14 protein-coding genes are annotated in these 15,735 nt (G+C 26.6%); 9 read left to right on the top strand and 5 right to left on the bottom strand.

The annotated features are described in order from the left end of the window. Positions 1-6 precede the first annotated feature (6 nt). The 3 genes from ACTG46_RS11685 (at position 7) to ACTG46_RS11675 (ending at position 6,529) form a co-directional block, all read left to right on the top strand. Positions 7-786 carry a phosphatidate cytidylyltransferase gene (locus ACTG46_RS11685; RefSeq protein WP_054270596.1) on the top strand — a complete coding sequence of 260 codons (780 nt, stop codon included), beginning with the start codon at positions 7-9 and terminating at the stop codon, positions 784-786. Positions 787-1,471: 685 nt separating this feature from the next. Further along, complete coding sequence (locus ACTG46_RS11680) at positions 1,472-4,513, top strand: diguanylate cyclase domain-containing protein (protein WP_479922855.1); 3,042 nt, start codon at positions 1,472-1,474, stop codon at positions 4,511-4,513. A gap of 198 nt (positions 4,514-4,711) precedes the next feature. Then, positions 4,712-6,529, top strand: a complete 1,818-nt coding sequence (locus ACTG46_RS11675; protein WP_054276918.1) for a putative bifunctional diguanylate cyclase/phosphodiesterase — start codon at positions 4,712-4,714, stop codon at positions 6,527-6,529. 85 nt (positions 6,530-6,614) lie between these two features. On the opposite strand, the gene ACTG46_RS11670 is transcribed toward ACTG46_RS11675, so the two are convergent. Beyond that, complete coding sequence (locus ACTG46_RS11670; protein WP_479922854.1) at positions 6,615-7,196, bottom strand: hypothetical protein; 582 nt, start codon at positions 7,194-7,196, stop codon at positions 6,615-6,617. 130 nt (positions 7,197-7,326) lie between these two features. Beyond that, complete coding sequence (locus ACTG46_RS11665; RefSeq protein WP_407963548.1) at positions 7,327-8,052, bottom strand: hypothetical protein; 726 nt, start codon at positions 8,050-8,052, stop codon at positions 7,327-7,329. 176 nt (positions 8,053-8,228) lie between these two features. Here ACTG46_RS11665 and ACTG46_RS11660 point away from each other — a divergent pair, with 176 nt between their 5' ends. The 4 genes from ACTG46_RS11660 (at position 8,229) to ispG (ending at position 12,011) form a co-directional block, all read left to right on the top strand. Continuing rightward, positions 8,229-8,432, top strand: a complete 204-nt coding sequence (locus ACTG46_RS11660; RefSeq protein ID WP_021384994.1) for a helix-turn-helix domain-containing protein — start codon at positions 8,229-8,231, stop codon at positions 8,430-8,432. 165 nt (positions 8,433-8,597) lie between these two features. Next, positions 8,598-9,752 carry a 1-deoxy-D-xylulose-5-phosphate reductoisomerase gene (locus tag ACTG46_RS11655; RefSeq protein WP_479922853.1) on the top strand — a complete coding sequence of 385 codons (1,155 nt, stop codon included), beginning with the start codon at positions 8,598-8,600 and terminating at the stop codon, positions 9,750-9,752. A 12-nt stretch (positions 9,753-9,764) separates the two neighbouring features. Beyond that, the gene (rseP, locus tag ACTG46_RS11650) at positions 9,765-10,769 is read left to right on the top strand and encodes an RIP metalloprotease RseP (RefSeq protein WP_074179647.1); all 1,005 of its coding nucleotides are present in this window, start codon (positions 9,765-9,767) and stop codon (positions 10,767-10,769) included. 186 nt (positions 10,770-10,955) lie between these two features. After that, a complete protein-coding gene (gene ispG / locus ACTG46_RS11645) occupies positions 10,956-12,011 on the top strand; it encodes a flavodoxin-dependent (E)-4-hydroxy-3-methylbut-2-enyl-diphosphate synthase (protein ID WP_054270590.1) in 1,056 nt (351 codons plus the stop codon). 196 nt (positions 12,012-12,207) lie between these two features. On the opposite strand, the gene ACTG46_RS11640 is transcribed toward ispG, so the two are convergent. Next, positions 12,208-13,332, bottom strand: coding sequence for a DUF3810 domain-containing protein (locus tag ACTG46_RS11640; RefSeq protein WP_054276913.1), 1,125 nt, complete (start codon positions 13,330-13,332; stop codon positions 12,208-12,210). Between the two features lie 195 nt (positions 13,333-13,527). On the opposite strand from ACTG46_RS11640, the gene ACTG46_RS11635 reads away from it, so the two are divergent. Beyond that, complete coding sequence (locus tag ACTG46_RS11635) at positions 13,528-13,752, top strand: hypothetical protein (protein ID WP_479922852.1); 225 nt, start codon at positions 13,528-13,530, stop codon at positions 13,750-13,752. A 46-nt stretch (positions 13,753-13,798) separates the two neighbouring features. After that, entirely contained in the window at positions 13,799-14,323 is a 525-nt protein-coding gene (locus tag ACTG46_RS11630; RefSeq protein ID WP_054276912.1) for a GNAT family N-acetyltransferase, read from the top strand. Between the two features lie 109 nt (positions 14,324-14,432). Here the strand turns inward: ACTG46_RS11630 and ACTG46_RS11625 are convergent, their stop codons facing one another. After that, on the bottom strand, positions 14,433-14,579 hold the full coding sequence (locus tag ACTG46_RS11625; protein ID WP_167640550.1) for a hypothetical protein: 147 nt from the start codon (positions 14,577-14,579) through the stop codon (positions 14,433-14,435). Between the two features lie 138 nt (positions 14,580-14,717). Next, a complete protein-coding gene (locus ACTG46_RS11620; protein WP_479922851.1) occupies positions 14,718-15,644 on the bottom strand; it encodes an AEC family transporter in 927 nt (308 codons plus the stop codon). Positions 15,645-15,735: the final 91 nt, after the last annotated feature.

Raw genomic sequence — 15,735 nt, 5'->3', positions numbered from 1 at the left:
TATTTTATGCTTACAAGAATTATTGCTTCACTAGCTCTGGTTCCATTATTTCTATTTGTTGTATATGGAGGGATTCCTTTATATATAGCTGAGATGGCAATAGTTTATATTGCATTACATGAGTTTTATAAGGCGTTTAAAATAAAAGATATAAATCCAATCTTCATTATTGGATATATATTTTCTATTTATTTAGCTATAAAAAATATTTTTAACTTACCATTAGAGTATACTTATGCAATGATTTTCATTTTATTTTTAGCAAGTATAATTTATATGTTGATGGGCAAAAACAATGTTATAGATGTTTCGATTACGTTTTTAGGGATTTTTTATATAGGAGTGTTTTTAGATTTTATAGTTATAACTATAAATGGTTTTGAAAAAGGTAATATCTATGTATGGCTTATATTTGTTATATCTTTTATGACAGATATATTTGCATATTTTAGTGGCTATTTACTTGGAAAACATAAGTTAATTCCTAAAGTGAGTCCTAAAAAGACTGTAGAAGGAGCTATTGGAGGAATAATAGGAAGTACACTTTGTTGTATTATATTTGGATATTTATTTGGTATTAATTTGCTTCAATTAGCAATAATAGGAAGCATAGGAAGTATAATAGCTCAATTAGGAGATTTATTTGCATCTTCTATAAAGAGATATGTAGGGATAAAGGATTATGGAAAGATAATACCTGGTCACGGGGGTATATTAGATAGATTCGATAGCGTTATATTAGTTGCACCTTTTGTGTATAGTGCTATTAAATTTTTTATTAGATAAAGATTGGTTTTAAAAGAGCAGTCTATAATTGCTAGTAATGAAAATAGCTATGTAACTTCTAAAAGCAGAAGATTCTGCGATTGTTTAGTTACATGGCTATTTTCATTGTTTAATGATTTAGAATATATTAAGTGGATTATATAAAATAGGTATTGCTTTACAAATGTATACTATATTTGTAGTATGAATTTGTTTTGTATACGAGAATTGTCATTAAAAAGTATTTTTTTGTTTAATAATATCGATATTCTTAATTTTATTATCTTTTTATAATATATATATCTAAATGTAATTAGTTTATTATATATTTATAAATTTTATTTTTAAACATAATTAATAATAGATAAGTAGATTGTTGCTTTTATTGTACAAGTATATGTATAATTTAAGTAATATCTCAAAAAAAAGGAATATATTTCCATAATGTGATAAAATAAATTCAAAGAGTTAAATTCTAGGTAAATGGTACTTTAATTGTTTATTAAAATAAATTAGATATTCCATCTTCAATGTCATTTACTTGATGATTAAATTTAAAGTAGACTAATATTTAAAATAGCTTTTGAATTAGGTAATGATTTATTATACACATAAAAACTTTCAGAGATATAAAATGTTAGTAAAATAAAAAAATAATAGATAAATGTTTATTTCAAAAAGTTTGAAATTTGAGGGGGATGGATTAATGGAGACATTAACTAATAATATTATAGATAAATTAACGAATTTAAATGGGAATTATAATTTTAGGATGATGCTTTCAAGCTTAGAAAATCAGAAGAATCCATATGGAATTATGTTTATTGGAATAGATGATTTTGAGCAAATTAATAATTTATATTCTTACTCATTTGGAGATAAGGTTTTAAAAAAATTTTCTAGAGCTATTTTACCCTTTTTACCTGAAGATGTAAGTTTATATAGATTGGATGGAAATGGCTTTGGAGTTTTGTATCCAGATGGAGATTGTTATGAATTAATAAAACTATTTAATAGGTTTCAGGATGTAGCACAATGTATAAAACAGATTAATGGACATGCTATTTCATTTACTATATCAGGAAGTATTTGTTTTTACCCTAAGGATGGTATAGATTGTGATTCATTGTACCAAAATGCACGTGTTACTTTTGAGAGGGCAAAGAAACAAGGAAAAAAGACTCTCCTTGTCTACTCAAAGGATAAGTTAACTTTTTCTCAGTATTCTATAAAATTGATAGAGTATCTAAGAGAAAGTGTGTTAAATGATTTTAAAGGATTTTATTTAAATTATCAACCACTCATTTTTGCTGATAATAAGAAACTATATGGATGTGAAGTATTACTTCGTTGGAAGAATCCTAATTTTGAAATGAAACTTGGCCCAACTGAGTTTATACCTTTTTTAGAATCTTCTGGACTTATGGATAAAGTTAGTCAATGGATAATTAGAACTGCTTTAAAACAACTGAATATATGGATAAAATATATGCCAAATTTCAAGATGAACATAAATGTATCATATCAACAACTTGAAAACCCTAGCTTCAAGTTCTTTATTTTAGATACTATAAGAAAAGAAGGTGTGCCACCATCTCTAATAACATTGGAATTGACAGAAGATAATACTATAAAAAAAATAGAAGAAATAAGACGTTCTTTTGATTTTCTTCGAAGTCAAGGCATTAAGATTACCTTTGATAGTTTTGGAGCGAAACATTCATCCTTAGAAATTTTTCGTGAATTAAGTGCAGATTCTTTAAAAATTAATCATACTCTTTTAAATCGTATTACGTATGATGTAACAGACCAAAAAATTGTTTCACAAATTATTAACTTGTGTCACAGTATGAATATGACAGTCTATGTTGAAGGAATTGAAGATAAGGAAACTTTAAAAATTATTGAACAGATGAGACCAGAAATACTGCAAGGGTTTTATTATAAAGAGCCTATAAATGCAGATAAGTTTCATGAATATTATTTTGAAAAATATGTTGATTCATTTAACTATCAGGAAGATATTATATCAAAAGACACTTCTTTAGAAAAGGAAAAGAGCATGGTATATTCTGCACTCACTCCAACGCATTCAATGAATATAAAAGAACTGATAGATAATGCATATGCAGGTATATTTCAAGTTGGAATGGACCATGAATTTACTTTCCTTACATGTAATGAAGGGTATCGTAGAATGCTTGGTTATACAATTAAAGAGATGGAAGAAAAATTTAAGAATCAAGCATTAGGATTTGTTCATCAAGATGATATAGAATATGTAAATTATGAAATTAGGAGACAACTTGGAATTAGTGATATAGTAACTATTGAATTTAGAGTAGTAAAATCTGATGGAACACCTATATGGATACTCGGAACAGGTAATGTCGTAAGAGGAAAAGAAGGATTTAAGAGTTTAATTGTAGTTATTGTAGAAAATGATAGACTTAAGAAAAGGTCTTTAGAGATGGAAGAATCATATTGGAAATACAGGAAAGTACTGGATAATATTCCGGCTTGTGTAAAATGTATTCGTTTTGATGAAGATTTCACTTTAGATTATATTTCTCCTAGTTTTATATCATTAATAGGTTATACAGAAAAAGAAATAAAAAACAAGTTTGATGGAAAGTATATTGATTTAATCTTTGAAAAAGATAGAAAAAATGTAATCAGCGATATAATAAGCCAAATTAATTCTAAAGATATAATTACACTCAACTATCGCATCAGATGCAAAGACAATCGTTTAATTTCTTTAGAAACAATTTCTAGGTTATGTGAAAATGATAAGGATGGGAAACAGTATTTTTATTCAAGTATAGTAGATGTAACAGATGAAACTTATGAAGAAAAAGATAGAACATCTAATAACTTAGCTAATCGATACCAAAAAGCATTAAAGCAATGGGGGGACATTTTATTTGAATATAATTTTAAGGATGATACAATAATATTTTCTGATAATTATTACAATATTTTTCAAGTAGAACCAAAATCAACAATTACTGAACAGTTATTAAATATTTATGAAGATGATTGTAAGACCTTACTGGATGCTTTAGAAGAGGCACAGAGAGGTAACAAGCCAGAAACAATAGAAATACGTATACTCTCTAAAAATAATGTGCATTTATGGTGTTCTATAGAGTTTAATGAACCAGATAAGATTGGAGATACTGCTATATCCATACTAGGAAAAATAAGAAATATAGATGAAGAAAAGAAAGAGTATAATAAATTAATTGAACAATCTCAAAATGATTTAATGACAGGATTGCTAAATAAGAGCACTACTGAGGAAAAGATTAGAAACATATTGCTATCGAGTGATAGAAGTAGAAGTTATGCTCTGTTTATGATTGATGTAGATAATTTTAAATATGTCAATGATACTATGGGACATGTATTTGGAGATAAGATATTAGTTGACTTAGCTGAATGTTTAAAAAGAAATTTTAGAAAAGCAGATATAGTTGGTCGTGTGGGAGGTGATGAGTTTATAGCTTTTATGGAGTACAATGGAGAAAAAGAAAGTATACAAAATAAAGGTCTTGATATATTAAAAATACTAGATAGTACATTTAAGTATGATGATTTATATTTTGAAATAAGTGTAAGTATAGGTATTTCTGTATATCCAGAAGATGGAGAACAATTTTATGAGTTATATCATCATGCAGATAGTGCTCTATATAGAGCAAAAGAAGAAGGAAAAAACACATATTGTATGTTTTCTATCTAAAAAAATCTATATTATCAGAGATTGGTCTATCTTAGATATATAGAAGATAGAGCTATTTGAGGTAAATACATACTACTGCAAAGTGTTGATTATGCAAAATTCTATGAAACAGGAACCCTGTGACTTTAGTTATGGGAGATTCAGAAGTGATTAGTCATTTGCAAATTATATAGATATATTATAATTGAGGTAACAATAATGAAGAAAAAATATGATTTTTTAATTTATGCTACTATTTGGTTAGTTGCTATTATAATTTTTATATTTTCCCTATACAATAGTATAGAACATATTAAAATTATAAATTATACTAGTACCATTGGCAGTGAAACTCAAAAAGTTGTTAAACAAGAGTTGAATAATAAAAGAAATGATAACTTGATAAAACAACTAGATAGCATTTTAATAGAGCTAAGAACAGGTAAAGGGGAAAATGGATTACAAAGGTGTGATAATAAAGAATTTCAAGAAAAATTAATTCAAATGGATTCTATGTGGAAATCTATGAAAAAAGAAATTATAAAAGTTAGAAATGGTGGTTCAGGTGATGAATTATACAGATTGAGCGAAACATATTCTTCACTATCTAGAGATGTTATTTTTATATCTGAAAAACATTCTGACATAAAATTGCATACCTTTGCTACTGCATTACTTATCTATCTTATAGTCTCAACAATAAGCCTATTGATTTGGGAATGTTATAATAAAAGAAAATTTGATAAAATATTTTATACTGACAATTTGACAAAAATAAAAAATCAAGTTGCATTTGAAAACAGAGCTATTGAAATTTTACATCATGCATATAAGGGAGAATATGTGTTATTAAATATTGATATTGACAATTTTAAATATATTAATGATACACATGGATATGAATATGGTGATAAAGTTTTAATAATAGTTGCAACCGCACTTTCCAAGACATTTAATACTAAAGAAATTTGTGCAAGAGTTGGTTCAGATAATTTTGTGATACTTGCAAAATATAGAGAGACTCTATTAGATGAAATTAGTAAAATTCTGACTGATTCCATAATATCTGAATTAAATATGAATGTAACTCAAACTATATCTTATTGTATAGGTGCATATTTAGTTGAAGATGAGAAATTAGATTATAAATCTATTAACTCTATAATGGATAAGGCAAATATTGCACATAAGGTAAGTAAAAAGAGAGGGATTTCATCTACTGTATGGTATAATGAAAATCTGTTAAAGCAACTACAAATGGAAAATAGTATTTATAATTATATGCACAAGGCACTAGAAAATGAGGAATTTCATATGTATTTGCAACCAAAATTTCAGATATCTTCTTTAAACGTTGTGAGTGCAGAAGCTCTTGTACGATGGTTTTCTCCAGAACTTGGATTTTTGTCACCAGATCAATTTATTCCATTATTTGAGAAAAGTGGATTTATTATTGAATTAGATTTTTATATGTTAAAGAAAGCATGTTCATTTATAAAAAAGACATTTATGAAAAAAAATCAATACACTTATCCTATAGCAGTTAATTTTTCAAGAGTTACTATTTATCAAAATGACTTCTACCAAAGATTTTTGGATATTGTTAGAGAATATGAAATTCCTTTTAAATATATAGAAATAGAGGTAACTGAAAGTGCTTTTAATAAAATATCTGAGCCAGTTATTTCGATTTTAGATAATCTTAAAAAGTTAGGATTTTTAATTTCTATGGATGATTTTGGTTCAGGATATTCTTCTCTAAGTCTTTTATGCTCTTTATCGATTAACGGGTTAAAGTTGGATAAAAGTCTACTTAAAGAAACTTTTAATAGAGAAAAAGTGTATAGTATTATTCAGTGTATTATCGAAATGTCACATCGTATAGATATGTCTGTTGTATGTGAAGGTATTGAAACTAAAAAAGACCTAGATTTTTTAAAGACGATTAAATGTGATGTGGGACAGGGTTTCTATTTTTCTAAACCGATAGAAGAAAAAGAATTTTTTAATAAATATGTAACTGGAAAAATAGTATAATGTTTTTTTATTGATTTATGGATTGAGCTATTTAATGAAATATGAAATAGCTCAATCCATAGTTATGTACATCAAAAAATATAAATCATTCAAACTGTTTTTTATATTTATATAAAAATTCTTCTATATTTTTTGCTTGTTCCCATATTTCAACTGCCTCTACATCTAGTAAATAAAGTATAGAATCATTTACAAGTTCAACATATTCCCCGTCTTCTGAGCCAAGTGCATGCCTTTCAATTTTTAATCCTTTTTCCTCATAATATATTTTTGTTTCTCTATATAATGATTCTCGTTTTTGTATATAGTCTTTTACTTCATTGTTTGGAAAATTATATGAATCTACCAATGTTTCACCATTTATAAAGGTTTTTTCATTAGCAATTTTTTCATCCCAACAATGGGTTTCGTTCCAGCTAAAAAATATCTCACCATCATCTGGTATGAATGAAAATCTAGTAATAATATATAAATAATTGTTGAAATTTACTTCATAATATTCAGGGATATCTTTAAATTCAATATAGTAATTTATATAATTAAAATTACTACTGTCTCTTTTTACAAATGGTATTTTTTCAATAAATTTATATATCGATTGTTCATTTTTAAAAATTCCTATATCGTAGCTTCTTTCAAATTGATTAATTTTTAATAAATATGGCATATTTTCTCCTTTTTTCTAAAATATAAATTTTAAAATTTTTTAATTAAATATTTGTATATGATTTATATAATATTATAATAATGAGTTTTAAATCAATACAATAGTATGTATTTTTTGGATAGCTATTTTTCTAGTTTTGTAATGCCCAGTATTCATAACCAAATATACTTTTTCTTTTACAAAGTTTAACTAATTTATTTCTATTTATTGACTTGTACATTTTATTGGAAACTTTCATTCTTTTTATTTTATTATCTGCCTCTATTTTAAAATAATGTTCCTTTCCAGAACGAGAAGAAATACTTACTTTATCAATCACTTTTACAAATTCAATTTCAGGTTTATCCAATGTGGCAACATAATTTAAAGCTGGTGTTGTAGAAAAACTAAGAATGAACGCAGAAAAGAGAACTAATAAGATGATAAATTTTGTCTCTCTTATTTTTTTTGAAATTAACATTAAAATATATGGTATAAATAATATTATCATATAAATGAAAACAAAAGTGAATCTCTCTTTTGTGGATGTATATAATAAATTTGTAGATAGAAGAAGAATCATTATTGACAATACACATGCAGTGAAAGGAAATGGTATATAATATTTTTTTAAGTCACTTTTTTTAGGCATTTCCATTGGCATTTTAGGATATAGTAATAAATACATTATCCAACAAAATAATGAGATAAATATGTATATAGAGAACTTAAGCTTAGTGGGAAGAAAAAAAGCAACAATAGCAAGTGTTGTTAGAAAGTAACGAATAATGCGAACAACATTTCTTTCTTTTTCTATGACAGTTAAATCCCAGTGATTTTTTATAAATTTGTGTTTTCTTTTTTGAGCCTGATTCATTTAATCATCTCCTGTTAGTAGTATAATTTTAAATCTATTACTTTGATTTATTTTAACATATTTATTTCTACTAAACTATAATTTATATCTATTTATAAAAGAATTATTTATCTAAATAGGTGAAAATTTTCCAAAATAGATAAAATGTGATAGAATATATTTTGCGAGGTGATAATATGATTTCATACGCTCCATTATGGAAATTATTAATTGACAGAAAAATAAAGAAAATGGAATTTGTAAATATATCAGGTATAAGTATTTCTGTTTTAGGGAGACTAGGAAATGATAAATCTGTTTCTATGGATACAATGGAGAAGATATGTCTGGCACTAGACTGTAAAATAGAGGATGTTGTTGAAATAAAAAGAGACATTTAATAATACTAAAATATTTTATAATACTTTATAAAATACAGAAATAATGGATTGATTTTGGTTTGTAGAATATACTACATGAAATTTCTATGAAGAGTAAAAATAATTGTTTTAGTAGTGTTATAATGTTTTGATAGGGTATATTTATTATTAGAAAGGATTAATTATATGAAAAGGATATCAATTTTAGGCTCTACAGGCTCTATAGGTAAACAAACTTTAGATGTAGTCAGAGAAAATAGAGACAAGTTTGAGATAGTTGCAATATCAGCTAATAGTAATATTGAGTTATTACTAGAACAAATAGTAGAATTTAAACCTAAATACGTAACAGTTTTTGAGGAAGATAAAGCATTAAAATTAAAAGAAATGTTATCAAAAGATATAAAAATAGAAGTTTTAGCAGGGATGGAAGGACTAAAAATAATATCATCACTTGATGAAGTTGATGTACTTCTAACTGCTGTTGTAGGAATGATAGGCTTGGTTCCAACTCTTTGTGCTATAAAGAAGGGAATAGACATAGCATTAGCGAATAAAGAAACGTTAGTAACTGCTGGCGAACTTGTAATGAGAGAGGCAGAAAAATATAATGTAAATATTCTTCCTGTTGATAGTGAACATAGTGCTATATTTCAATGTTTAAATGGAGAAAATAAAAAAAACATAGAAAAGATAATACTTACAGCATCTGGAGGTCCATTTAGAGGAAAGAAAAAAGATGAACTTGTAAATATAACTAAAAATGAAGCTCTTAAGCATCCAAACTGGAGTATGGGTAGAAAGATAAGTATTGATTCTTCAACACTTATGAATAAAGGTCTTGAAGTTATAGAAGCTAAATGGCTATTTGGGGTAGAACGAGAAAATATAGATGTAGTAGTTCATCCACAAAGTATAATCCATTCAATGGTACAATATACAGATAGCTCAATAATAGCACAATTAGGATGTCCAGATATGAGACTACCAATACAATATGCTCTTACATATCCAGATAGAATGGAAAGTAGCTTTGAAAGAATGAATTTTTCAAAATTTAGCACTTTAACTTTTGAAGAGCCAGATTTAGAGACTTTTCCATGTTTAAAATTGGCTTATGAATGTTTAAAAATGGGAGGAACTTATTCTTCTGTTCTAAATTCAGCAAATGAAGTTTTGGTAAGTGAATTTTTAGAGGATAAAATTGGTTTCTATGACATACCATATTACATAGAGAAGACTTTAGAAGTTCATAGTAGCATAAGTAAACCAACATTGGAGGAAATATTAGAAACAGATAGATGGAGTAGAGCTTATGTTGCAAATCTGATAAAAAAATAGGAAGGTGAATTTATGACTATAATAGCTGCATTAATACTATTTAGTATAATTGTATTAATACATGAGTTAGGACATTTTATATTTGCAAAAAGAAGTGGTATCAAAGTAAATGAGTTTTCTATAGGTATGGGACCTAAGATATATAGTGTAAAAAAAGATACAGAGTATTCTATAAGAGCACTTCCAATTGGTGGATATGTGAGTATGGAAGGTGAAGATGAAGAACAAGTAAGTCCAAATTCTTTTGGAAATAAATCTATATTACAAAGATTTAGTACTATTGTAGCAGGACCAATATTTAATATAATATTAGCAGCAATACTTTTGGTACCAGTATTTTTATATATAGGTTCTCCAACAACTAAATTAGGGAAGATAATGCCAGATACTCCTGCACAGGCTGTAGGGCTTCAAGTAGGAGATAAAATAAACAAAATTAATGGTAATTCTGTTAAGTCTTGGGATGAAGTCGCAAATATAATAAATACTTCTTCTGGTGGAGAATTGAAGCTTAGTATAACTAGAGATGGAAGTGATAAGGTTATAAATGTAACACCTAAAAACAATAATGGAAAGTATGAAATAGGGATTCAACCACAAAGAGAGAAGGATTTTTTTGGTTCAATTGTAAATGCATGTAAAACTACTGTGGATATGACGAAGCAAATGTTGACATTCTTAGGTCAAATGGTTACAGGACGTGTCCCAGGAGGAATTGGTAATGCTGTTGCAGGTCCAGTAGGTGTTATTGGTATGGTATCAGATGCAGCTCGTACAGGTATTATAAATGTAGTGTATTTAGCTGCTATAATAAGTTTAAATCTAGGTATAGTAAATCTATTACCAATACCAGCCCTTGATGGATGGAGAATACTTATGTTATTACTAGAAGCAGTTAGAGGTGGTAAAAAACTTGACCCAAATAAAGAAGGTATGATAAATGTGGTTGGTTTTGGAGCTTTGATGTTATTTATGCTTTTTATCACATATAAAGATATATTAAGGTTATTTCAATAATTTAGTTTTTTATAGATATTAAGAAAAGGGCTATGTAGTTTTAAATGAGAATAAATAAATTTCAATATACGATATTTATTCTTATTTCTTTAACTATATAGCTTTTTAATTTATAATATATATGTAGATTAGAGTATTTTTAATAGTTAAATAGAATTAATATAAAATAATATATAGAGGTGGAATATGAGTTACGAGAGAAGAAAGACTAGAGAAGTAAGTGTAGGAAATATAAAAATAGGAGGAGAAAACCCTATAAGTATTCAATCTATGACAAACACTGATACAAGAGATGCAGATGCTACAATAGCTCAAATAAAGAGACTAGAGGAAGCTGGTTGTGATATAGTTAGAGTAGCAGTTCCTGATATTAAAGCAGCTAAAAATATAGGTAAGATAAAGTCTAGTGTAAATATACCTATTATTGCTGATATACATTTTGATTATAAATTAGCTCTTGAAGCTATAGAACAAGGTGTGGATGGAATTAGAATAAATCCTGGTAACATTGGTAATATAGAAAGAGTTAAAGCTGTAGTTGAGAAATGTAAGGAAAAAAATCTGAAAATTAGAATTGGAGTTAATGGAGGTTCTTTAGAAAAAGAACTTTTAAAAAAGTATGGTTCTGCAACAGCAGAAGCATTAGTTGAAAGTGCAATGGGTCATATTAAGATTCTTGAAGATTTAGATTTTCATAATATAGTTATATCTCTAAAATCATCTGATATTTATAAAACTGTCGATGCATATGAATTAATATCAAAAAAAGTTGATTATCCTCTTCATATTGGAATTACAGAATCTGGAAGTATCCATAAAGGAACAATAAAATCTTCTATAGGTGTAGGAGCACTACTTCTTAAAGGAATTGGAGATACTGTTAGAATATCTTTGACAGGAGACCCAGTTGAAGAGGTTGTTGTTGGTAAACAAATCTTAAGAAGTCTGGGACTTTTGAATGATAAAATTAAGGTTATATCATGTCCTACATGTGGTAGATGTAATATAGATTTAATTAGTGTTGTAAACGAGGTTGAGGAAAAGATTGGAAATATGGAAAAAGATATTACTGTTGCAATTATGGGATGTGCTGTAAATGGACCTGGTGAAGCTAGAGAAGCGGATATAGGTATTGCTGGAGGTAAAGGTGAAGGTCTTTTATTTAAAAAGGGAGAAATAGTAAGAATGATTGATGGTAATAAGTTAGTTGATGAGTTACTAGAAGAGATTGATAAGTTATAGTATAAAATAAATAGATTTTAATTGGCTAGATTTTTAAATACTTTTAGACTAGATTTTATCTAGAGTATTTTAATCATCTAGCCACTTTTACTTTGAGAAACTTTAATAGATATAAAGAAATATATATTCTGATTTAAATGAAAAACAGCTAATTTAACAACTGTTATCTTGTTAAGAGCGTTTTTAATTGTCTTGTTTAATTGTATGAATATAATTCATAATAAGTTAGCAATAAATCGACCATTTTACCATAGCTCTGAGTACCTTCAGCAACACCATTAGCTTTTAAATAAGAATTGTTGAACTCATTAGAAATTTCATCAATTTTACCTTCATATTTTTGCCAAAACTCACTTTCATTTTTTAAATCTCTAAGGACTGAGTCTGAAATACCTTTAGATATGTCAACATAGGCATTATAATCAATCCTACTTAAGGCAGAAGCAGTATAATTTAAAGCTAAAATATAACCAGAATAGTTAAAATCAATATTAGGATGTTTTATACATGTAAGATATGCTATAAAATTAGCCTCATCTTCACTAGCAAATCCTCTTTGATGTGCCATTTCATGTTCGACTGTACAAGGAATATACAAGTCAGGTATTGCTACATTTACATTTGCCTCACCTGTAAATGGAAAATATATACCTGTTATTCCTGTATAGCACATAATATTCGATGAAATAACATACTTAGCTTTAGAATAACTTCCACTAACACTAGGTAATATATCTAGAACATTATCATATCCTAGTTGAGCTCTATTTATCACACCTTTATAATCTGTATTAGATTTTATAACGCCATTCTTATCTTGTAATGTGAGTTTTCTAGTTTCATTTGACTTAGTTACAAGAAATTTATATAATTTAGTAAGTTCTTTAGCACTATGTTGCTTTGGTTGAATAGAGCTCTTATTTTCTAAATTATATTGATTTATAAGGGTAGTTTCAAGTGGAATCCTATTATAGTTTATCCCCCAAAGCACTATAAAAAGAAAGTATACTATTGATACAATAGATAATATATTTAAAATAGCATTCTTTAAAAATATTTTAAAATTTTTTTTCTTATTGAAAATCGTAAATATAGTAGAGCATAAAAATAAAACGATAGATATAACGATTATGTACATTGTTATTTCATATAGAGAAAATGGGAAAATTCCTGAAATCTTACTCAATATTTGTACAATTGTTTTATCTATTGCTTGAGAGTAATATTTTTCAACAATGTGTGGGATTTTACTTGCTATAAAATTTAAAAGTAAAGCAATAGGAAAAAGAATTAAAGAAAAATATTTTGCTTTTTTGTTCATATTTCACCTCACAGACTCTAGTTTATATAAACATATTATATATCAATTGGAGATATGTTGTAAAATAAGTATATATATGTATTTATAACTTTATACTAAATTAATGATAAGTTATAATATATTAATATGAATAAACAATATGTATACAACTAATAATAATAAAAAATATTAACTATATAAGGAGTAGATAAAAATATGGTAATAAAACTTACTAAAGATAACTTTAATTTTAGATTCAAGCAATATGAAGGCATGTTTTTTCATGCAGAATTAATTGAAGGAAAAGAGTCAATTAGATATAAAATAACTAAAGATAAAGAAGGTGTAGAGTTAAAAGAATTTGGAAGTACACATACAAAAGATAATATGATATATGTGCCTCAAATAGAAGCATACATAGATTTAAATAGTATAAAATAAGGATTATAAAATTTAAATAAAATTTTTTTAGTAGGGGGAATTTAATATGAGTAATCCTATAGATATAATAATAAGACCTATAAGGAGTGAAGATGCACAAGCTGTTAATGAAATGAGAAGGACATATGGTGTTATGAGAAATACTTTGGCTTTAATGAGTGATAGAGTAGATAAAACTATAACTATGTTGAATTCTTTAGGAGAAAATGATTACATGTTTGTTGCTGAGATTGATAACAATGGGGAAAAAACTGTAATAGGTTTTGCTGGTTTACATGTAAATTCCTCTCCAAGATTAAGACATAGTGCAGAATTAGGAATAACTGTGGATGAGAATTATCATAGAAGAGGAGTAGGAAAAAAACTAATAGAGCAGCTTTTAGATATAGCAGATAATTGGATTATGTTAGCTAGAGTAGGATTAGAAGTAATTGTGGACAATGAAAAGGGTTTAAATTTATATAAAAAGTTAGGTTTTGAAGTAGAGGGTATTAAAAGATATGCTGTAATTAGAGATGGAAAATTTGAAGATACCTATGTTATGGGAAGATATAATAAAAATTTGATTTAAAGAGTCTGATAGGAATAGAGAAGTAGAATAAATTGTCTTTAATATAAATTTTCATTAAAGATAATTTATTCTACTTCTCTATTATATTAAAAAACTTATTTTTAAATGTTTATAAAAACATTCTATATACAAATAAAATTATTAGCAATATCAAAGCTATTTTAAAAGCTAGACTAGCAACAGTCTTTATAATTTTTACAGAAACACCTATAGCAACTATAGCAAATACTATTTTAAAGAGTAAATCTAAATCCATATTTAAGCCTCCTATTCTATAATACATATAGATATTATTGACAAATATCTAGGAAAAAATTCCATCAATATGCTACAATAAAATGTTTATATTTGTAATTTATTGAATATGTTATTATATAATACATAAAAGAATAAATCAAGATAACAATAAAATACTTATAAAAGGTATAGATATAACTGAAAATAGTGTTGTAAAAAACACACATTGTGAAGCTAATGTTATATTGGAATCATATTGATTAGCCATTATAGCAGTATTTGCAGCGGCAGGCATTGAAGAAATTACTACTGGTATAGCTAAAATCATCTTATCATCTATCCATCCCTTTAGAATAAAATATACAATCACAGGAAGTACTAATAATCTTATAAAAGTGACTAGATATAATTTTTTATTGATAAAACAATCTAGAGCTGAAGAATTAGCAAGTAAACTTCCAATGATAATCATTGATATTGGTGTAGTGATGTTTCCTAACATCTTAAGCGGGTCATTTATAAATTGAGGTAATCTAAGTCCTGTCATAAATAGAAAAAGTCCAATAACCACAGCTATTGTAGCAGGGCTTATAAGTGATTTCATTGAAAAACTTTTGTTTGTACTACCTTTAGATAGAAGGTAAATTCCTAAAGTAAAAGAAAACAAGTTAAATGGTAGATTGAATATAGCAGTATAGAATATCGCTTCATGGCCTAGAACAGCTTCAATTACAGGATAGCCCATAAAAGCAACATTTGAAAAAACAACTATATACTGATATATCCCCAAATCTTTTTTATTGTCGCATTTCAAAATGTATTTTAATAAAAATGCAATTATAATTGAGACCATATACATAATCAGAGATGTAAATAATAACAATAGTATTTTTTGTATCATTTTATTATCAAAGTTAATTTGCATGGAGCTAATTATCATTGATGGCAAAAAAACCGTCATTGTCAAGTTTGAAAGTTTAGATGTGCAGTGGTCATCTAATAAGTTGAATTTTCTGACAAAATATCCAACTAAAATAATTATAAATAAAACTGCCACTTGAATAAAAATATTGCTGAAGTTCATAAAATGTACCCTCCCTATATATACATTATATACCAATTATATAATAAAATCTAATGATTATAAAATTTAAAATCTAATGTTACAATATAGT

This window comes from Clostridioides sp. LIBA-7678, from assembly GCF_056716065.1.
The sequence above is the reverse complement of the archived record's forward strand: the minus strand, read 5'-3'. Positions and strand labels throughout refer to the sequence as shown.